At 55.2% G+C, this 21,313-nt stretch carries 14 protein-coding genes; 8 read left to right on the top strand and 6 right to left on the bottom strand.

Annotated elements, in window-relative coordinates; genetic code table 11:
* Positions 1-224: 224 nt before the first annotated feature.
* Positions 225-2,540, top strand: a complete 2,316-nt coding sequence (locus Poly59_RS13350; RefSeq protein ID WP_315852591.1) for a DUF1592 domain-containing protein — start codon at positions 225-227, stop codon at positions 2,538-2,540.
* Between the two features lie 29 nt (positions 2,541-2,569).
* Here Poly59_RS13350 and Poly59_RS13345 read toward each other — a convergent pair whose 3' ends face one another.
* Together Poly59_RS13345 and Poly59_RS13340 are read right to left on the bottom strand one after the other, a co-directional pair.
* Positions 2,570-3,229 carry a class I SAM-dependent methyltransferase gene (locus Poly59_RS13345; RefSeq protein WP_186776233.1) on the bottom strand — a complete coding sequence of 220 codons (660 nt, stop codon included), beginning with the start codon at positions 3,227-3,229 and terminating at the stop codon, positions 2,570-2,572.
* Positions 3,220-4,089 carry a hypothetical protein gene (locus tag Poly59_RS13340; RefSeq protein ID WP_146534622.1) on the bottom strand — a complete coding sequence of 290 codons (870 nt, stop codon included), beginning with the start codon at positions 4,087-4,089 and terminating at the stop codon, positions 3,220-3,222. Before Poly59_RS13340 ends, Poly59_RS13345 begins: the two co-directional genes overlap by 10 nt.
* A 299-nt stretch (positions 4,090-4,388) precedes the next feature.
* On the opposite strand from Poly59_RS13340, the gene Poly59_RS13335 reads away from it, so the two are divergent.
* Genes Poly59_RS13335 through Poly59_RS13325 form a run of 3 tightly spaced genes read left to right on the top strand, consistent with a single transcriptional unit; the run spans position 4,389 to position 9,226 of the window.
* Entirely contained in the window at positions 4,389-5,477 is a 1,089-nt protein-coding gene (locus Poly59_RS13335; RefSeq protein ID WP_246151624.1) for a KpsF/GutQ family sugar-phosphate isomerase, read from the top strand.
* Positions 5,478-5,507: 30 nt separating this feature from the next.
* Positions 5,508-6,041 (top strand): KdsC family phosphatase, encoded by a 534-nt coding sequence (locus tag Poly59_RS13330; protein WP_146534621.1) that lies wholly within the window; start codon positions 5,508-5,510, stop codon positions 6,039-6,041.
* A 29-nt stretch (positions 6,042-6,070) separates the two neighbouring features.
* On the top strand, positions 6,071-9,226 hold the full coding sequence (locus tag Poly59_RS13325; RefSeq protein WP_146534620.1) for a hypothetical protein: 3,156 nt from the start codon (positions 6,071-6,073) through the stop codon (positions 9,224-9,226).
* Positions 9,227-9,257: 31 nt separating this feature from the next.
* Here Poly59_RS13325 and Poly59_RS13320 read toward each other — a convergent pair whose 3' ends face one another.
* Positions 9,258-9,932, bottom strand: coding sequence for a hypothetical protein (locus Poly59_RS13320; protein WP_146534619.1), 675 nt, complete (start codon positions 9,930-9,932; stop codon positions 9,258-9,260).
* Between the two features lie 327 nt (positions 9,933-10,259).
* Here Poly59_RS13320 and Poly59_RS13315 point away from each other — a divergent pair, with 327 nt between their 5' ends.
* Positions 10,260-10,955: a PEP-CTERM sorting domain-containing protein gene (locus Poly59_RS13315; protein WP_146534618.1), complete on the top strand. Its 696-nt coding sequence runs from the start codon at positions 10,260-10,262 to the stop codon at positions 10,953-10,955.
* A 39-nt stretch (positions 10,956-10,994) separates the two neighbouring features.
* Here the strand turns inward: Poly59_RS13315 and Poly59_RS13310 are convergent, their stop codons facing one another.
* Complete coding sequence (locus Poly59_RS13310; protein ID WP_246151623.1) at positions 10,995-12,323, bottom strand: excinuclease ABC subunit UvrC; 1,329 nt, start codon at positions 12,321-12,323, stop codon at positions 10,995-10,997.
* Positions 12,320-13,747, bottom strand: a complete 1,428-nt coding sequence (locus Poly59_RS13305; RefSeq protein ID WP_186776232.1) for a PDZ domain-containing protein — start codon at positions 13,745-13,747, stop codon at positions 12,320-12,322. The genes Poly59_RS13310 and Poly59_RS13305 overlap by 4 nt, the downstream gene beginning before the upstream one ends.
* Positions 13,748-14,119: 372 nt before the next feature.
* Between Poly59_RS13305 and Poly59_RS13300 the strand changes: the two genes are divergently transcribed.
* The 3 genes from Poly59_RS13300 to dnaB all read left to right on the top strand — a co-directional run bounded on the left by Poly59_RS13300 (position 14,120) and on the right by dnaB (position 19,092).
* Positions 14,120-15,292: a GNAT family N-acetyltransferase gene (locus Poly59_RS13300; RefSeq protein WP_146534616.1), complete on the top strand. Its 1,173-nt coding sequence runs from the start codon at positions 14,120-14,122 to the stop codon at positions 15,290-15,292.
* 456 nt (positions 15,293-15,748) lie between these two features.
* Complete coding sequence (locus tag Poly59_RS13295) at positions 15,749-17,512, top strand: DnaA/Hda family protein (RefSeq protein WP_146534615.1); 1,764 nt, start codon at positions 15,749-15,751, stop codon at positions 17,510-17,512.
* Positions 17,513-17,652: 140 nt separating this feature from the next.
* Positions 17,653-19,092 carry a replicative DNA helicase gene (dnaB, locus tag Poly59_RS13290; protein WP_146534614.1) on the top strand — a complete coding sequence of 480 codons (1,440 nt, stop codon included), beginning with the start codon at positions 17,653-17,655 and terminating at the stop codon, positions 19,090-19,092.
* Positions 19,093-19,112: 20 nt separating this feature from the next.
* Here the strand turns inward: dnaB and Poly59_RS13285 are convergent, their stop codons facing one another.
* Complete coding sequence (locus tag Poly59_RS13285; RefSeq protein ID WP_146534613.1) at positions 19,113-21,260, bottom strand: sulfatase-like hydrolase/transferase; 2,148 nt, start codon at positions 21,258-21,260, stop codon at positions 19,113-19,115.
* Positions 21,261-21,313: the final 53 nt, after the last annotated feature.

Below are 21,313 nucleotides of genomic sequence, written 5' to 3'. Positions count from 1 at the left end.
GGTCGTCGCTGAATTCAGTAACGCCAAAACGCTCGGTTGAGCGGATCAATCGTTGGAAACGGAATAACTTGCAAACGATGCGATAGCCGTATCACTCTTTCGCTTTGTGCGTCTTTCGCTGTGTCGCTTCGAAGGCATGAAAACACAAGTCACTCTACAATGGACGTTTGGAAAGTCGTCTCGGTTCCCATCGAATCCTTCAACGGTTGGTCTCTGGTTTGAACTTGATCTGTCGAAAATCTGTCGCACGACGAATCGCCGTTGCTCTTTCAGTCATTGCTGGACTTGTTTGCGCGTCGTCGTCGTCGTCGTCGGTGTTTGCCGATTCGGCTTCTAACGAGGCCGCTTTCGGCAATTCGTTGATGCCGCTGGTGCGAACGTATTGCCTGGATTGTCACGACGAGGGCAGTGAGTTGTCGTTGGCCGACGATCAATCGGCAGCGGACTTGGCGGCTAATCGAGGCGTATGGATGAGAGCGCTTTCGCAAGTTCGACTCGGTTCCATGCCGCCCGAAGATGCTGACCCGATGGACGCGGCGACACGATCGAGAATGGAAACTCTGATTGATGATTTGGCGACTGCAGTCGATTGTGTCCAGAACCCCAATGCCGGCAAAGTGGCGCTACGGCGACTCAATCGAGCCGAGTATCGCAATACGATTCGTGATTTGACGGACGTCGATTACACGCTTGCCGATGGATTTCCGGGCGATGACGTGGGATACGGATTCGACAATATCGGCGATGTGTTGTCGTTACCGCCGGTGTTGATCGAACGATACATGGATGCGGCCGAGACGATTGCGGGGCAAGCCATTTACACGCCGCCACCGGGTGAGATTTACGAAGTCGAAAAGTCGCCCTCGGCGCTGATCGGCGCCGAGAAACAGGGGGGGGGAGGCGACCGAGTTGTGATTGCCAGCAACGGGACCGTTTCGCTGCAATCAGATTTGCCATTCGGTGGCAATTACACGTTGACGATCACCGCATCGGGCGACCAAGGCGGACCGGATCCGTGCAAGATGAAAGTTGAGTGTGGACGCACCGAAAAGATCATTGATGTTCCAAATAGTGACGCCAAAGATTTCGATGTTTCGATGCGAGTCGGTCGCGGAAAACGCATGTTCGACATCAGCTTCATCAACGACTACTTCAAAGATGGCGAAGATCGAAATCTGCACATTCATCACGTGCGACTTCGTGGTGAAGAGCGGCGTGAGATGTTTATCGATCCTGACAAACTGCCGGCAAGCCACAAGCGGATCGTGTACGTGACGCCGGACGATAACGTTTCGGCCGACCAGGCATCGGCTGCAGTGCTGGGACGAGTGGCCAGTCGTGCTTTTCGTCGACCAGCAACGAAAGACGAAGTCAGTCGCTTGGTTCAGCTGGCAGCGCAGGTTCGCAGTGACGGCGGAAATTACGAAGAAGGATTGCAGGTTGCCTTGCAAGCGATTTTGGTGTCGCCGCATTTCTTGTTCAAAGTCGAACAGTACCGCCAGCCCGATGCGTCGGGAAAGATGCCGCCGATCAGCGATTATGAATTGGCGACAAGGATCTCGTATTTTTTGTGGAGCAGTATGCCCGATGACGAACTGTTGTTGATGGCGCACCGAGGCCAGATTCGCGATCGGCAAAAGTTGATGGTCAAAATTGCTCGGATGATGAAGGACCCTCGCTCGAATCGTTTCGTCGAAAATTTTGCCGGCCAGTGGTTGCAACTTCGTAATCTGGATACGGTCGATCCGGATACGCGATTGTTTCGTACGTTCGACGATGACGTGCGCGAATTAATGCGCCGGGAAACGTTGACGTTTTTTGCGGGCGTGATGCGAGGAAACTTGCCGGTCCCGACGTTGTTGGATGCGGACTTTACTTATTTGAACGAACCACTGGCAAAGTTTTATGGCATTCACGGCGTCAAGGGCGACGAGTTCCGACGTGTGTCGTTGGCAGGAACGCCGCGAGGCGGACTGTTGACTCACGCCAGCATTTTGACGGTGACCAGCAATCCGACTCGCACCAGCCCGGTCAAGCGAGGAAAGTGGATTCTGGACAATCTGTTGAACATGCCTCCACCGCCAGCACCACCGAACATTCCCGAGCTTGAAAAGAGTCGGTTGGTGGGGACGCTTCGCGAGCGGATGGAGCAACATCGCAGCAATCCAGCGTGTGCGGCATGCCACAACATGATGGACCCGCTAGGGTTTGCGATGGAAAATTTTGACGCGGTTGGACAGTGGCGAACACGGGATGGACGAGATGAAATCAACGCGTCGGGTAAGTTGCCTGATGGGACTGAATTCAATGGCGTCGGCGATCTGCGAAATTTGTTGTCCACTCAGCGGCGTGAACAGTTTGTGCGATGTGTTGCTGAAAAAATGTTGATCTACGCGCTCGGGCGTGGCACCGAGTACTACGACAAGTGTGCGATCGATAAAATCATGGATGACATCAGCCGACGGGACTACAAGTTCGCTTATCTTTTGGTGGCGATCATCGAAAGCGAACCATTTCAAAAGCAAGGGCATCGCGAATGAGCCGTCGCGATCGGCTCTTCGCAAATTAGTTAACGAACACTGAAGATCTGTGTTCGTATCATGTTGCCGCTTCGCTCGGCTCGATTCACTTCGTCGATTGGCAATAAGTCAAAAATGGCGGTAAGGTCAACCAGACGATGATTGGTTAGGCTAGTTTGCCGGCGAAAAAACAGATGCATCGCGGCCAGCATCACGCGGGCTCGGATTGCTCGCCAACCGCTTGTTGGTTGTACAAACTCGGCAACGTAGAAAAAACCGCCATTTTTCACGCCACTTAGCCAGCGTGGTAAATGTTGGCCGAGTTCGAATTCGGTAAAGCAGTCTAAATAGAACGCCGTGACTAGCAGGTCGTATTCATTCGAGGCTGGCGAGAATTGACGTCCGTCTGCACAAACCCAGCGAACTCGGTCGGTTGCGCCGGCGCTGGCAACGCGAGACTTCTGTAGATCAATCATGGCCAAGCTTTGGTCAACACTTGTGATTTCTGCGCCGGGTTGTGATCGGCAGATCTGTTGCAGCAAACGGCCATCGCCATCGCCCATCACAAGAATCCGATCCACGAGAGGCAGTTCACTCAGCAAACAGATTCGGGAATGCTGCAGGCTTTGTCCAAACGCAATCCATTCCAACCAACGATAGGGGCGAGCGATTCGGTCGTAGCCACCATCGCTGGTTTCGGTCACGCCCACCACCACAGTCCGATAGGGACCATCAACATCGCGTCAGCCAACACGATCGATGGCGATGATCGGTAGCGACTTGCGGTTTGCTTGACCGAGAATTGTTGCCGCGGAGTCGCCGTACACGCCAGCATCAGGCTGCTGATCGCGATGGAACACGAAACGAACTTGGGAACCGTCCCGGTCAGTGTTACCGCTAAGGCGACAAAGAAAAGTGTCACCAGGATTTTGGGAGTCGCTTTAGCCGCCGCAGGAATCTGGTTGGCGAGCGAGGGGAAATCCTGTTGGCGATCGGCTTCGGATTCGGCAAGTCCGACCAAAACGCAGTTCGAGGAAAACAGAACTGCCGCTAAACTGGTTGCGATCGCCAAATCAACCGACGGCTGGTGATCCCAAGCCAACAAGCCAACGCCGATGGCAAAAATGGAACCGACCTGAACTTCTTTGCCGATGACCGGTTTCTGGCCGGATCGAAAGTGAACGCTAGCACCATAGCTCAGTACGGCCCCGGCCAGCGCAAGCCCCCACCGGATCAGCGAATCGTCAAGCGTCGCAATGATCAAACCGGTGTCCACGACTGTCACCAAAATCCATAACGCAGCGAGGACACGTTGATGTTGGTGGTGGAAACGATGCCGAAACGTATGCCGGCGATCTAGGTTCAATCGCGTAGCATCGAGTAAATGATCGGCCGTATAGATCAGCCACAACGTCATCGCGAGTGTGATGCTTTCGAAGAACGTCGGCCAATCCGCGCGAAAACTGCGAGTGAAAATTGCCTGCCAAAGGACTCCGACGGCCACCGCATCGATAGATAGCGCGTTCACATTTCTGGCCGCACGGCGACAGAGTCGGGTAAACGGAGTCATCAGATGCCGCTCGGAGGTCAGAGTTTGCGGGAGACGAGTCGTCAGTCTAGGAGCCTGGCGAAGAATGGGTAGCCGACCTAAGTCGAAATCAACACCTGGCTGATCTGGCATGACGGGTTGGCTATACTCTCGCCGCGACGTGCCGGAAACCGACAGGATTCTCACTCTTGTGATAGCTCTGGTGATTTGCGGGGTCTAGGAGGACCGGTTCGCCGTTGTCGCCTGACTGGAATTTTGCGTACTATCCAGGCCGGAAGCTTTGAAGTCCGTTTACGCTGCCGTACCAAGGAAGGTCCGCCGTGTCTGTTCCCGCCCGATCCGCCGTCTCATCGAACGCCGATTCCAAGGTTGGGATCGCTGCACCGACGACCATGCTCGAACGACTGCGTTGGCTGCGGCAAATTGTGTCAGCCGAGGGCAATGCGATTTTGGCGGCGGCGTCGACTTTGTCCGCCGACGCCGTTCGTGCGGCAGAGATGACGGCGAACTGCGAAGGCAGTGTGCTGGTGACAGGCGTCGGCAAAGCTGGTTTGGTCGGACAGAAACTGGTCGCAACGTTGGCCAGTACTGGCACGCCGGCTCACTTTTTGCATCCAGCGGAAGCGATACACGGAGATTTGGGGCGAGTCCGTTCGAATGACATCGTTTGGGCGTTAAGCAATTCTGGACGCAGCGAAGAAGTCGTCCGTATTGCCGACCATCTTGCCGAAAACAGCGCGGGGCTGATCGCGATCACAGCCTCGGATGACAACCCGCTCGCAGTCGCGGCTGATTGTGTTGTCAGCATTGGGCGTTATGACGAAGCCTGTCCCAACGGATTGGCGCCGACGACAAGCACGGCCGTCATGATGGCCGTCGGTGACGCAGTTGCGATGCTAGCCAGCAGTCTGCGTAATTTTACCAGTCAAGACTTTGCTCGTTTTCATCCGGGCGGTTCGCTGGGCCGAAAGTTGGCGACAGTCAATCAGATAATGCGTCCCATCGGTTCGTGCCGAGTCGCGTCGAAGGACGCAACGATCCGCGAAGCGATGATCGCTAAACCGAGCGTCGATGGTGTCACGTCAGGTCGTCGCACCGGAGCGATCATGTTGATCGACCGTGATGGCCGCATGGCAGGCATCTTTACGGACAGTGACCTGGCTCGCTTGCTGCAGTGCCGTGACGAAGCGTCACTAGATCAACCCATTTCAACTCGCATGACCACACAGGCCGCGACCATCGAATCGGGTTCGATGCTGCGTGAAGCGATGGCGGTAATGTCGCATCGGCGGATCAGCGAATTGCCCGTGATCGACAAAGACTCGCGACCGATCGGCTTGATCGATATCACGGATGTCGTGTCGCTTAGCGATTCCAGTTCGGATGCCGTAAAAATTATAAAGTTCTAGTCAAACCATACTTTGTCCGATCAAACTTTGATGACGCTACCTCAACGCTCTGATTCCGAAATTGCTGCCCCCATTCGATGCATCTTGTCGGATGTCGATGGCGTGATGACCGATGGACGAATCGTCTACGATTCCGACGGTGTGGAAACAAAACGTTTTCATGTTCGGGACGGTTTGGCCATCAAGTTGTGGATGAAGTCGGGGTTTCAATTTGGCATTCTGACCGCTCGTAGCAGCCCGATGGTGACGCGGCGCGCGACCGAACTGGGGATTGTCGAGGTCAAGCAGGGCTATGAAGACAAATGGCCAGCCGCGACTGAAATGATGAAATCGTTAGGTTGCACGCCCGACCAAGTTGCTTATATCGGCGACGATCTGCCCGACCTTGCCGTGATGCATCACGTTGGCTTGGCGGTCGCCCCGGCCGATGCGGCACGCGACGTTCGTGAAGCCGCCGACTGGAATTTGGAAACACCGGGTGGTGAAGGTGTGCTTCGAGAAATGATCGAACGGTTGATGAGATCCAACAGGCGATGGGAGGAGCACCTGCCACGATCGGCGTGAAGGCTTTTCGTTGAGCAGCGGTTTCATTTATGTTGGATCGACTGACGCAATATTTTTCGGCGCTGATATTTCTGACCGCACTGGCGGTCGTCTACACCAATGCGCTGGCGCCATTGATGTCGGCGCCGGATGTCGAACTGATCGCTTTGAAGAAATCGCCGGAACATCGTGGCGATGACTCGTTGAATGATTTGTTTGCCGAAGGCGCTTGGCAGCGAGGATCTTGCAAACGCTTGCAGACCAGCCATGGCGTTTTGCTCTTCGAAAACTGGGAGCAAACCGACGATGCCCATTGGAAACTTTGGCCTATTACGGTGGTGATTGGCCGCGGTTTGGGAAATGACGACGAGGAAGATCCTGTGATCGTCGAGGCACCCGAGGGAGCTGAATTGAAGTTCACCGAGTCGCTGGACATGATGAGTGGTGGTGCGCCACCGATTGATTGGGGCCGGATGGTAGGCGACGTGAGAATCTATCGTGCTGGCGAAGCGGGATCAAACGCTGGCCAGCCGGGCTCGGCATCGTCGGGCGATCGCCCGGCTTTGGAACTGCGCACCGCGAATGTTGGCATCGACAATCGAAAAATCTGGACGACCGAAGCGATCCGCATGACCTTCGGCGAGGCTCGCATGGTCGGCCGTGACTTGACGATCCATTTGTCGGCCCCTGGGCCACGTGGCAAGCAATCGACACCAGTGTTGGACCGGATGGAGCTTATCTATTTGGACGAGTTGGTGATGCCAATGAAAGGCGGGGGCCTGTTCGCGTCGAAGGGCTCCAAGGTGAATGCGGCCACGGGTTCGGAAAAGCAAGCGATGATTTCGATCGCCTGCGGTGGCCGTGTCGAATACGACTTTGCAATCGATCAATTGTTGCTGCGCGAATCGGTGTCGTTGGTATACCAGGTCGACGGCCTTCTTGCCGATCGCTTTGACTGTCAGCACTTAGAACTGACGCTCAACGACCCCATGAACAGCGAGATTGTGCGACGGTCGCCGCTGGACTGGTTGGTTAAGATCAAAGCGACGGGCGATCCGGCGATTGCGAAGATTCCTAGCTTTGATACTGAGGTGGCGGCCGACAACATCGAACTCAACACTTTGACTGGACTACTTCAGGCCAACGGTCGACGAGGGATCCGCATGCGACGGGGGCCTGTTTCGGCAAGTTTGGCACAGTTGATCTATCAGTTTGATCCTGCGAATCCGGAAGTCATAGGGATTCTTGATGCCGACGGTGCAGGAATCGTCACGATCAAAGATCCACAAAACTCAGTTCGCGAAGCGCGTTGGCGGGACGGACTTCACATCCGACCCAAGGGAGTTACAACTGCGAAAGACTTGAACACCGACATCGAGTTGCGGATCGACGGTAACGTTCGCGCGTGGTTGGTTGATGGTGGTGAGTTCGCAGCCGATTCTGTCTTTGGGCTCTTTGTGCCTCAGCCGACCACAGACCGTCCGGATGGTAGTGTGGTCGGAGATGCAAAGTCGAGCAAACCGGCCGCCCGTCCGACAATGGTACCCGAGTGGTTTAACATCAAAGGGAACGTGCGGATTGAGACCGCGGCGATCGCGGCCGAGACCGAGGAGATGTGGTTGAACTTTATCAACGACGCCGTGGTTGGCGACGACGGGATTGTTACTAGCGTTTCTGGTGCTGGTGCTGGTGCTGGTGCTGGAACAGAATCGGATTCGCAGCTGCGGCAATGGGTGGCCCAGCCTACGGCAGCGACCGCCTTGGTCGACCCTGTTGCGCGTGCTCGCCCGATGGTTCGTGGAGCATCGATTAATGCCCAGTTGCGCCGAAATGCGTCGGGGCTGAGTGCCAAAAAATTAAGCGTTGTTGGTGGCGTCGAAGTCGAGCACGTGATCGAGACGGGCGGACAGTCGATGGCCGTTGGGTTCCGAGGTGAAAGTTTAGAGTTGCTTGACGGCGGCGGCGAAGATGTCTTGCAACTGTCGGGAAATGAGGCCGCGCCAGCAAGGTTTGAGCTCGGTGATGGTTTTTTTGTGGGGCCGCAAATTCAAATTCGGCCAAGTGACAATATGGTTTGGATCAATGCGGCGGGCGAGTTTCAGATTCCCACAGCTGCATTGCCAACAGGACTTTCAGGAGGCAACGGAACCGATGGCGGCACGAAGTCCGGCGGATTTGTTTGGACAAAGCCACCGCATTGTCGTTGGCAAGGTGAAATGCTGTTCGACGGGCGGAAGGCAGTGTTGACCGAGGGTGTCGATATTGATGCATCGTTGATCAGTGACCGAGAACCCTGGGAATTGAAAGTTAGCGGTGATCGTTTAGAAGTCGATCTTCAAGAGGGCGTTCAAATGCGCGACATGGCATCGATGCGGAACGCGGTGGTTCAGAAAATCACGATTCTGCAGGCCGATGATCGTCCTGTCATTGCCCAAGCATTGCACTATGGTCGCGACGGTGTCCGCGAAACCAAGCACTTGGTTTTTGCCCGTCGTTTGACGATGGCACCTGGTGAAGGCGGTCGATTGGTCGGGCAAGGACCAGGATGGTATCGCGGCTGGACGATTGGCGGTCTGGCGACATCCGGTGTGGCCAGCGGAAAGTCGACAAACGCGTCGAAAGCGACCGTGGTTGATGGCGCGCAAGACGACATGACTGGTATTCACTTGACGTTCAATGATTCGATGCAAGCCGATCTGACGACACGAAATCTGGATTTCTTGCGAGGCGTTCGTGTGGGCGTGCAGGAAGTATCGGGTTGGGATCAGGCGTTTGATGCCGCCAAGATGGATACGATTTCGATCGGCCAATCGACGTTGGATTGCGATCGCCTGCGGTTTTCCGTTGAGCCTGGTCAAGCAGCTCATTCCTATGCCGGTTCGGCTTACGGTTCATCTCGTTTGGGTAGCGGACAAACGGCGTGGGAGATGGAGGCGACCAGTGGAGTCGTCTTCCGCACACGCAACGAAAATGGACTGCTGGAAGGCACCGCCAGCCGCGCGGCCTACTCGGCGTCAAAGGAGATCTTTACGCTCGATGGCGCGCCCAATATGCCCGTTATCTTTCGTCAAACTCGTGCCGACGGCCAACCGGGTGTTGAAGCCGCAGTCAGAATGCTAACCGTCAACCCGAAGACGATGGAAGTTCAAGGAACAGGTTTCGAGCGACTCAGCAATGCCTTGCCGTCGGGATCGTCCAGTCGATAGTGACTGATTTCCGTTGCAGCCCGTCGAAGGGCTAGTTAGTCAAGCAGCGTTTCGTCCGACGCCGTTTGACGGCGATGGTAGCCATTGCCAAGATTGCCAGCGATGCGTGAGCAGGCTCGGGCACAGCCGTCAACGAAGTCGATTGGAAGTCGAGCGAATAGAAATTCTCGGGGCCCGTTTGTTGGATGTAGACCGTGTAGGTTCCGGCGGCCAGTGGTCCCGTGAATTTGCGGCCGGCAACGTTTCCAATGCGTGGCAGGATATCAAGCGTTGGTGCATCGGAAGATCCAAACGTCGATCCACCCAAAAATTGTGTCTCGTCCAAGAATGGATTCGTGTTGAAATCCAAGTCGAAGGCGTCGTAAGGAAATATCGCAGCGTCATTGATCGCTAAGAATGCCGCACCTTCGCCGACTGGTGGAGTATTGGGGTAGCCGTAGTCGAACACGAAAACCCCGTCGAGTTGGAAGCCGGTTGGCACATCGAATTTGAAGACGTCGACGTTTCCAACACTCAGGGCCGATTCCAGGTTTCCGGTGACCCGATTCAATCCGCTTGCGAGGACACCGAGGTCGGTTGGTGCCATGTTGTTGGTGGACAGGGCGACCGGGTTGGTCGATTCGTCGTAAAGCACCGTCACAGTAGCAGCACAAGAAAACGAAATCGTCGCCATCGAAATCGCTAGGGCAAGAGCAAGGCGTGGCATTAGATATGACCGCAGTTCGAAGGCAAAAGGAGAGATTAGAGCTAAATAGCTTAGTGAAGGCGTCGATTCTTAGCAAAGCAATTCCATCCTCGGGGGGTGTTACCGGTGGCGAGGGTTCTTGGTGACTCTGTTTGCGATTTGCAATGCGAAAAGGCGAAATCGTAGTTAGGAAAGAAAAACGATTCCGTCCCCCCCAAAGCGGTTGGGAAGGTTGTTTTTACTTGAGAGTAGGTCTAGAGTCGCCCGAACTCGGTCGTACAGGATTGATTGCGCCGACTACGCAATTCTTGTCTAGAAACGTCTCATTGAATCGAAGGTTGGAAGACCATGTTAAGTGTTGCAAAGAAGCGAGCGGCTTGTTTGTTAGCGGTTGCCCTGTTGGCTCTGACGGGGTTTTCCCATTCGGCCGATGCTGCGCTCGTTGCCTACAGCGACTATGCCGCTTTTGTCGCGGCGGCGACTGGTGTTCAGCAGATTGAGACGTTTGAAGGCCAGACCGCAGGCACCGCTTTAACGTCGATCGGCGACATCAGCTTTGCATCCGATGGCGGTGAAACACTGTTTGTCTACGACACGTTTCCCACCTTTACGATCAGCCCCACCAATTACATTGGTGACGATTTCGATTTCGAACCGTTGGACGAGGTGCAAGTGATTTCGATCAGTTTTGGTGCCGCTCGCTCGGCCGCCGGATTGTGGGTTCAGTATGACTCTGCATCGATTGCCAACGATGGTGTCTTGGAATTGATCGAGCTTAACGATGCCAATGGAACGGTTGCAGCAGTCGCACCTGGTTCGGGAGTCGCGGTCGACGGTGACCAAGCGTTCTTCATTGGTCTGGTTGATTCGGCTGGCCTTGAAACGATCACCGAGCTTGAATTGTACGAAAACGGCACTGGCTTTATCAGTTACACGTTCGACAACGTTGTTTCGTACCAAGTCGTGGCGGTTCCTGAACCGAGCACGTTGATGGCATTCGCTGTTGTCGGCGGCGGTTTCTTGGCTCGTCGTCGTCGATCTTAGGTTGAGCGATCATAAGTCGAGCGAATTGACGAATCACGTCTAGCGATCGAACGTTGATTTTGATCGTAGGATGTGGTGATAGTGTTGCGCGAATCGGTGCGATTCGTCGCGAACGTATTGCAACAATCGCAGTGCATACGAACTCTTGCTCAGCTTGATCGATTCAGAGATGCCAGGACGGAATATCTCTTCTTCTCGTTTGGCAAGCGAGATCACCGTTGGCGGTGTGATTTCTTGATCACGAAACGCGGCCATGGCAGCGCTCAGTTGGCCTTTGCCGCCATCGATTAACAAGATATCCGGAAACGAATCGCCTTCGTCGGACAGTCGTCGAAACCGACGCGAAACGACTTCGTACATGCTGCGGAAGTCGTCGATACCTTCGACGTCTTGGATTTTGAATCGTCGGTAGCCTGGCTTGAACGGCAGCCCATCGATGAACTGGACCATTGACGCCACGGTCTCGCCACCGCCCAGGTGGGCAATGTCCATGCCTTCGATGACTCGCGGGGTTTCGGTTAAACCAAGAACCTTTCGCAACCCGGTCAGACCTTTCTTGGGGTCGACGTAAAAGACTTCGGGTTGCGCATGTGTGTCGAGTTCCCCTCGTTCTTCCAAGCGGTCGAGCATTTTGATTTCGTCTCGCAGGACCGCGGCGCGTTCGAAATCCATCGCCTTACTAGCGACCATCATTTCGTCGCTCATTTCCTTGAGCAGCCGTTTCTTGCCGCCTTCCATGAACGTTTGTAGGCGTTTGATGTCGCGCCGGTATTCCTCTTTGCTGATTCGGAAATTGCAGGGCGCCGTGCACTGATGGATGCTGTGCAAAAGGCAGGGCCGAAACCATTGCCACTTTTCGTCCGATTCGGTGATGTCTAGCGTGCAGGTGCGAAACTTGAAAATTCGCTGCAGCACTTGGATCGCGCCACGCAGGGCGCCGGCACTCGGGAACGGACCATACAGTTTGACGCCGCGTTCTTTGGGTTCTCGGGTGACTTCGACTCGCGGAAATTCGTCCCGAGTCGTGATCATCAAGTACGGGAACGACTTGTCGTCTTTTAGGTCTTTGTTGTGCTTTGGCTGGATGTCTTTGACGAGCCGAGACTCCATCAACAACGCGTCGACTTCGCTGTCACATTCGACATAGTCGATGTCCGCGATCTCGCCGATCCAATTCGCCGTTCGCAGGTCCTCGGCGGCAGCTTTCAAAAAGTAGCTGCTGGCGCGGCTGCGCAAGTTCTTGGCCTTGCCGACATAGATGACGCGTTCGGCGGCATCCTTCATCAGATACACGCCGGGCGTTTGTGGAAACGTCTTTACCTTCGCCGCGGCGTAGTCAAATCCTTCGTCTGCCTTATTCTCGCTCACTCGGTTCCTTTGAGTCGTTCCAGTTGCGATTCCAGTTCGCGGATCTTCTTCAGCAACTCAGTTTCGGCTTTGCTGGGATCGGCTTTTGTTTCGGCGGCAGCCCCGGTCGGTGCTTCCAGGTCGTCCAGCGATGGCGGGTCCGTTGGCGGTGGGGATTGCGGTGTCGCTGTCTTAACAGGTTCGTTGAAACCAGCCCGCTTGACCGGTTCATTGTCGCCAAAGGCCATTTCGTCGCTCGATTTCTCGGGGACTTCTGCTTTGCTTCCGAATAAACCACCAAGCAGTGAATTCAGAGTGCTCGATTTTGAATCGGTATCAGAGGCAACTTCTTTTGTTCGTTCCCCAGTTTTTGCTGGGATCGGATCCGCCGTAAAGCTCACCTCGGTCGCGACCAGTTTAGTGTCACGAACCAGTTGAACGATGACCGTACCTGCTGAAATGCGATTGTCCATTTGGCGAAACAAAGAGTCCGAATTCATCAGCAGACGACCGTTGATGGAAACGATGCGATCGCCGGGGATAATGCCAGCATTGGCAGCGGGCGATCCAGGTGACACTTCGGTGATGACGGCCCCGCGGACTCCCTTGACGTTCTTGGCGTTGACGCCAAAGGGGCGTGGCGAATCAAGCACGGGAGACGGCAACGCAACCGTTTCGGTCAGATCACTTGGCTTCGGTTCAGTCAGTTTTGGCTGGGGGGCGACAGGCTTAGCGACCGATGCCACCGAGGCGACTGAGCTGGCTGGTTCTGGCTTGGCAGCCTGTTTGGGAGCCGCCAAAGTCGGTTCCGCTTGCATCGATTCAGCGACTTTGAATTCGGGGGTATTCAACTTTTGCTTGTTTGGTTCGGCCAAAGTTGGTTCTACGTCCGCCGGCTTCTCTATGGCAGTCGCTGTTGGTGCTGGTTTCTTGTCAGAGTCGCTCTTCGGTGCCGGATCGTTTGCCTTGCGAGCGATCAACGGAATTGTCACTCGGTAGGGCGTTTGATTGCGATTGAATTGGATCTGTACGCGTTCGCCATTTCTGAGGCCGACGAGCTGAGCGGCAACGTCGCTGCTTGTTTGGATGGGGCGACCGTTCACCGATGTGATCACGTCGCCGACTTTTAGGCCCGCGTCATCGGCGAGCGAATCAGGGCTGAACTGCGTGATTTCGATTCCGCTTGAACCGTCCGCAGGTGGTGAAACCGTGATTCCAATCGAAGCTCGTTCTGAGTCGTTGTCCCTACCACTGAGAATTGACGCCCCAAAGTCGTTGGCGTCGTCCGGTGCCGACGGTTCAACACCCGAACCGGTTGGCGAAACTGGGCTGACCCGGCGGAGGCCGGCGGCGTTGCTGCTGTTGTTGTTCGGCGTTTGAAGTCGCGGGGCCGGTTGCTGCTGAGGAGCAGGACGCCGTAATTGCGGTTGGGGCGCCGGTTGCACTCGGGATTGGATCCGATTTTGAATTCGACGCAGAAGTCCTTGGGCCTGGCTGGATTGCGAATCGGCAACCAAGAAAAGGAGAACCAGGGGAGCGGTGAGGCAAAGGCAGAATCGGCGTGACGACATCGAACTGAGATTCCGTGAAGGGTGGTCGGGGTAGATTTGCGAATCGTTTAATTGATCCGCAGAAGCAGGTGATGGGGGGAAAGTCGTGATTGGGGCTGTCGATCAATAAGCCGCGCCATGACGACTTGCCCAACAAGGCTCTGGACGTCCAACTGCGTTCACCCACTCGAGGCCTTCTATGATAGGGTTAAGTTGCCGAGAATAAAAACCGTCACTATCGGGAATCCTTCGTAAAAAAGACGATTGATGCCATCAGAAACCCTGACCTACCAGGCTGAGTCGCCAAAAGCCGAGTTATTGCAGCAGTGGTTGCCACCCTTGTTGGCCAATCTGTCGCTCGGACGTGCACAAATAGCTATCGATCAGATTCGAACAAGTCTGCAAGACCCCTCGTCCGGTCGGATCCGATTGGCCACAGTGAAATCGGCGAACAAAGGGGTAGTCGCCGCCGCAATCGCGATTCAGACCGCGATCAACGATGAAAACGCACAACCGCTAGGCAAGTCCGTGGACGCCACGTCGCTTTGCTGGGGCGACACGGCGACGATTGTTCACGCCGGCGTTACGATGCGACAGACAAACGGTGTACAAAACAGTCCGTTAACCGCCGATGTGATCGGGAAATTAGCCAATTGCTTGGACCTTGAATTGGCGGAATGTGGCGTCAGTTTCGTCCAGTGGGGAGCGGATCCGGTCGCGAAGACTGATGCCGAGACCGATACGCATTCTGCTTTGTCACCCGATTCGGTGGCTCATTGGTGTGCAAATTTTGGGTTCGAACCGCTGGCGACGCTGGATTACATGAGCGGCCCTGTGGATCTCGTCACGGAGACGTCGCTGGTCGGTCAGTCGGATCGCAGCGAGCCCGCACTTTCATTGACGTTCGAGCCGTTTGATTGGAACGACTTGGCCGAAAACTGGGCGGCGATGGAAAGGCTGGTCGAACAGACTTATCAGGGCACGCTGGACTGCCCGCAACTGTGTGAGTTTCGTTCCGCCAACCAAACGATGCTCGGCTATCGCAGTAGTGCCGCCTTTGCTCCTAAGTACTGGTTCACTGCGATGGATCCAGCCAGCGGCCGCCCAGCGGGCTGCTTGATCGTTGGTCTTCACGGATCGCCGGGTTCTGAAACGGACGACCCAGACGCTGACGGCGCACAGCCTCGGCCGGTCGTCGAAATCGTTTACATGGGATTGGTGCCGGAGGCTCGGTCGAGAGGTCTGGCCGCCTGCCTGATTGCCCAAGCGATGCGAATCGCTCGTCAGATCGGAGGCGACCGTTTGATTTTGGCCGTCGACCAAAAAAATATTCCGGCCCGTCGTCTGTATGAACGCGCCGGTTTGCGGTCGATGATGGGCGAGGTGGTGTGGTGCAAAAGGATCGCAGCAGCCGATCCTGGCAAGGGCGAGAATGAGTGATTCTTGTTTCTACGCCCAATCTTTATCCATGGCCAATCGCTAACCATCGACGTGGTAACGCGTTAGGGAATCACAGCCGGCGACTCAGGTGCATTCTGGCTTGCTAGTCGACACATTTTCCACACGGGTGGATAGTTTCCAATTGGCATTTCGGCGAGTCAAACTTGGTAATCTGTCGCCATCAGAATCGGTGTTTCTGCGTCAACTGCATCCCTAATTGAATTCTCCTTTTCGAATCTTCACTTTCTGTTCACAACAGCGTTTGACTTGAATGCTAGCAACCCTAGAATCTGGCCTCACGTCTGCAGGAGAGTAGCTCGTCGAGACGTGAAGGAAATGCGAAAGTGACGTCGCCGCCAAGCATGGGCGGAGTCTTCTTAAAACGCAAAGCGTCGATCCGATTCGCGTGGGCGAATTGAATGTGGTCGATGAGAATGGTTGGTCCGCGAAACGTCCATGAAGGAGGATTGCGCTACCGGTATGTTTGTTCCGCACGGCTGCACCGACGACAGGGACGTTGTCGCATCATTCAAGGAAGCGCTTGAACAACGCATCGGTGCAGACCGGTTTCGAATGTGGTTCACCAACGGTGTCGCTTTCGAGGTCGCATCGTCGCCGGTTGAAGCGGAAACCTCGGAAACTGGTAACCCGTCCGACGGCGAACCCATCACCAAGCCTACGAGCTTGGTTCGTGGCTGCGTGATTGTCCGCGTCCGTGGCCAATTCGCACTCGATCGTTTGAAGAAGAACTTTCTAAGCGAGTTGCGCGGCGCTGCGATGCAGGCCTGTGGATCGTCGACGAATGTCTCGGTGGAACTTGCTGCACCGCAAGCGGCGCAAGCCGAGTTGCCGCTTGGCGAAGCATCAAAGTCGGATTCCGCGCCGCGAAGATCACCGGTCCGCAGTCGTCGACAAGCGAGTGCGAAGATCGAATCTCAACGCGGCAAGACGATGTCGATGTCGGGGTTGGTGGCGAGCGGCGCCGGTACCGTTCGCAATCAACGTCGCGCACCCAAAGTCGCCGCCACCGTCGTCCATGGTGTTGTGGTTTCAAGCGATTTCGCTCTGGGCGGAACACCGCAGCCACAGTCCAAGTCGCCGTCCAAAGCACCGACGAAGCCGGCTGGCAGCGACACGTCTCTGAGTAAGTCGCTGAGAGACCCTTCCGCCAAAGCGGTAGGGCAGCAGCGTCCGATGAACGCTCAAACCTTCGTGTCAGGATCGTGCAATCAGTTGGCGTTCACCGCGATGTCGATGGTGTGCCAACAACCGGGACTGGCCAGCCCCCTGTTCTTATGCGGCCCGACCGGCAGTGGCAAGACTCACATGCTGACCGCGATCGCGGACCAGTTTCGTCGACATCACCGGATGCGCCGCGTGATGCACTTGTCGGCCGAACAGTTCACCAACGACTTCATCACTTCGGTTGGCAACAGCGGCATCACGTCGTTCCGTCGTCGCTACCGCGAAGTCGACGCTCTATTAATCGATGACGTCCAGTTTTTGGGCTCAAAGAAAGCGACTCTGCGAGAAGTGTTGTACACCGTTGAAACACTGGCGGCCGCTGGTCGGCCGTTGATCTTCAGCGGCTCGCATGCTCCCACCGAAATCCAAGGCTTGACTCACGAGTTGGCCGGGCGAATGTCCAGCGGTTTGGTTTGCCCAATGGGGCCGCTTGACCTGTCGACTCGCGAGACGATTTTGCGTCGCTGGCTTGGTGATACGTGTTCGATGCCAGTCGACGACGCGATGGTGACTCAGTTGACATCGATGCTTGCGGGGGATGGACGCGTGATCAGCGGCGTCGTCAATACGATCAATCTGCTGCAACGCATGTACGGCCGTAATCCGTCGATGGACGAAGTTCGTCGGTTTGGCGGTGATGTATTGCGATCGGCCAAGCCGGTTGCCAGTTTGTCAGTCATCGAGACGGCGGTTTGCGATGCGTTCCAGTTGCCGCTTGATGTCCTTCGCAGCGGAGCTCAGACGCGGGCCGTATCGGAACCTCGTATGCTGGCAATGTATTTATCGCGGCAAATGACATCGGCGGCGTACACTGAGATTGCGAAACATTTTGGCGGCAAATCGCACAGCACGGCAATGGCGGCGGAAAAGAACGTGAAGGGTTGGTTGGAAAAAGGAAAATCGATCGGCCGTGGTAACGTCGCGATGTCGGCTCAAGAAGCGATTGAACGAATCGAGAACCTGTTGCGTGCCTGATCCATCGCGTAATCCGCAGACTCGCGGCGCTCTAGTCCGGCTGGCCGTCTTTCTCGTTTGCTCCTGTCCTTGCATCGATCGCTTTTTCGCGACAGATTAGACGCGACAGCTCGCTCGGCACCTCCCAAGGATGTGGAACCATGATTAAAGACGAAAAAGAATTCCGGTTCAAAAAGAAGAAGAATGAACCGACCACTGCTGAAGTCTTGATGCGAGAGCCTCCCTTCGACGAGGAGGCCGAGATGGGGGTGATCGGCAGCGTTCTGTTGTTGCCTTCGATCTGTGACGAAATTGCGTCGTTGAAGGCGGACGATTTCTACAATGACGCCAATCGCAAGATCTATCATGCGATGCGCGAAATGTACGACGGCGGCGAGAAGATCGATATCACGCTCTTGGTGTCACGTCTGCGGACCGAAGGTGACTACGAATCGGTGGGCGGTGCGGCTTATTTAGCGCGTTTATCCGGCGCAGTTCCGAATGCGGCGCACGCAAGTTTTTATGCGGCGATCGTTTCTGAAAAAGCGGTCTACCGGCGGCTGATCGAATCCAGCACCGAGATTCTGCGTGACGCCTACGAACAGACCGGCACGGCCAAAGAATTGTGTGCCCAGGCCGAACAGAAAGTGTTCGCGATCATGGACGGTCGATCGTCGCAAAGCGTCCACAGCATCAGTGACGTATTGCACCAAGCGATGGACCGCATGGAGGCACGGTTGCGAGATGAATACGTTGACGGCGGAGCCGAAACGGGGCTGAAAGTCTTCGACGAAATGACAGGTGGTTTGCACAACGGCGAACTGATCATCTTGGCCGCTCGTCCGTCGATGGGTAAAACCGCGTTGGCGATGAATATGGCCGAACACTGTGCGATCGTCCAAGGCGCGCCCGTCTTGTTTGTGTCGTTGGAAATGTCGGGGATTGAACTGGCGGACCGGATGTTGTGCTCGCTCGCTCGCGTCAACGGTCACCGATTGCGAAACGGTTCGATTTCGTCAGACGATCGAGATCGATTGATTTCCAAAGCTAACGAGATCAGTGAGTCGCCGCTTTATGTTGACGATTCGCCCAGCCGAACGGTCAGCGAGATTGCCGCGACGGCGCGTCGAATCAAACGCAAAGAAGATGGTCTTGGCTTGATCGTAATTGACTATCTGCAACTGATCGATCCGGACAACTCTCGCGATCCACGGCAAGAACAGGTCGCCAAGATCGCTCGTCGATTGAAGGGGATGGCGCGAGAATTAGAGGTGCCGCTGCTCTGTTTGTCTCAGTTGAACCGGCAAGCCGAGGATGGTAAGGATCACCGTCCCAAACTGAGTCACCTTCGTGAATCGGGTGCTATCGAGCAGGATGCCGACGTCGTGATGTTTGTGCACCGTGAAGAGTACTATCACCGTGGTGAAGACAAAGCTCAGTTTGCTGGGCAAGCGGAAATCATCATCGCGAAACAGCGGAACGGTCCGGTCGGCGACGTTGAATTGACGTGGGAAGCAGAGTTCACGAAGTTCAGCGACCGTGCACCGGAACGGCACAGCGAATTTGATGGGCTGGCCGAGTTCGACAACTCGGGTTTGTAAGCGAGCTGAGGATCGTTTAGCTACCGCGCTCGGCGCTGCAGTTGGATCACCACTTTTCGAGCCGCGTCGCGTATTTCTTTTTGACTGTCTGCAGTGCGATCGCTGACCAGATTGATCAGTTCGTCGCTTGGCCGGCTAACGTTTTCAGCTAGATTGACGGCCGCCAATCGAATGGTGTGATCGGGGGCCGTTAAGTATTGGGCGAATAGTTCTAGCTCGTCCCGTTCGTCGTCCATCGGGTTGACTCCTAATCGACGAATAAGCCAATCTCCAAGTTCGTCGCCAATTGTTTCGGAATCGCGAGATTCGTTGCCGCTTTTTTCGTTTGGCGGTATCCACTGCAAACCTTTGGTGTCCACGGGATTCAGCGGAGCGATTTGCCAGTCCTTGATTGAATAGGCGCATCGGTACGCGAAGGGACGATCCGGTTTCTCAGTCCATGGGCCGGTAAGGATCAGCGATCCGCCCATGTAACTGCAAGACGCGAATCGTCGCTGGGCAAGCAACGCAGGTTCGGTGCTGTTGATATTGACGCCTTCGAAAACCGGTGAACTTGTTTTGATTCCGATCGAATCAAGAATCGTCGGCAAGATGTCGGCATGAGATGTTCGCTCGGTGATCCGTTTTGCTTTGCCACCGGGAAAATAAATCATCCCTGGCGTCATGTTTTGGATCTGAGACAACCGCGTGCCATGACCGATGGTTCCGTCTTCCAAAAACGCTTCGCCGTGATCGCCAACAATTGCGGTAATGCGGGTACGGTCCAATAGCGGTAACAGCATTTTGTCGAGTGACCGAACAGCGTTTCGGTACTTGTTCCAAACCGGCATCCGCATGGCGTCCGAAAACGGCGTGACGTAAGACTCTGCGGCGGGCTGGAAAACTTCTTCTTCGGGGAGTGACGCAAACGGACCATGACTGGAATACAAATACAGAACGGCCACGCGAGGTTTTCGGGACTTGTTGCCGCGACCAAGAAATTCTTGGACATGGTCGATTGCTCGCTGGTCAGATTCCAACCAGGCGACTGGCTCGATTTTAAAGCGGTCGTACCATTTCGGATTGATAAAGGGCTCCATTCCGAAGGAGTGCCAGTCGTTCGTCCCGCCAAAGAAACCGAGTTCGTAATCTGCCTGATGAAAGAACCGGTTGGCCAGCGGTTCAAATTGGTCGGCATAGGGAAACCACGTTGCCTCCAATCCATTCAGCAATGAAAAGATTCCCAGGTTGCTAGCGTTACCGCCTGTAAAATGCTGGGTCAACATCAGACCCTCGCTAGCCAATTTGTGCGAGTTCGGCATTACGTCTTCGTTGAGTAATGATGCCTGCAGCGATTCCATGATGATGATCAAGACGTCGGAGCGGTCTTCTTGGCTTGGCCGCTCAGTTTTGTCATCTATGACGGCGAGTTGAATCCGGACTTGTTTTAATTCGTCCAGGCGATGTTGTACTGCTGTGGACAAACCAAAACCATAAAGATGCGACATGACCGCAGACTCGCCCGTCGGAATCATCATGCCGACGGATCGATATCCGATCACACGAAGCACGCAAAACGGATGCCGAGTCGAGTAGTCCTGCATTTCGGCGATCGTGCGGGTGCGATGCTTCATCGCGGGCAATCCCAGTAAAACGGTTCCTGCAAGAAGAACCCAGCCTATCTTCAATGGCGACAGTTCGCCTGGGTGATCCGTCGACCAACGATCGGCTAGATACTTTGAAAGCCATGCCGAGAACCACAGTAGTACCAACACTGTCAGAATTGCACAGGCGGTCATTGCGATCGTCGAGAAACTCGCAAACGGGATCAGTCCGGGCAGCAGTGACCACGCAATGTGTGCCGTCGTTGCTGACAGTAGTCGCTCGCCGGTCCAGTGGAAACCAATGGCATCCAAGAAGATCGTGATCGGCAATAATGCCAGCAGGGCCATACCCACGCGGCAAGTAAGTCGAGGAGATAGTCGCGTTACGAGCTGCAATGGAATCAATACCACGATTGCCGGCGCTAGCGACTGGGCTGCAATCCACGCATATGCCGACGCAAATGATAGTTGGGTTGTTTCGTCCGCCGGACGTCCCACGGGATAAAACGTTGCGATTAAGAAAGTTGCCAACGCGGCGAGCAACGCATAGATAATCAGCCGTTTTTGGGATTCGATGGGCAACATTATCGGGGCGATACCGCGCGTTCAGAGGAATGGTTCGCTCCATTCTACCTGTG

Origin of the sequence: Rubripirellula reticaptiva, from assembly GCF_007860175.1 — a bacterium.
Lineage (GTDB): Bacteria > Planctomycetota > Planctomycetia > Pirellulales > Pirellulaceae > Rubripirellula > Rubripirellula reticaptiva.
This window is presented reverse-complemented; position numbering and strand designations above follow the sequence as displayed.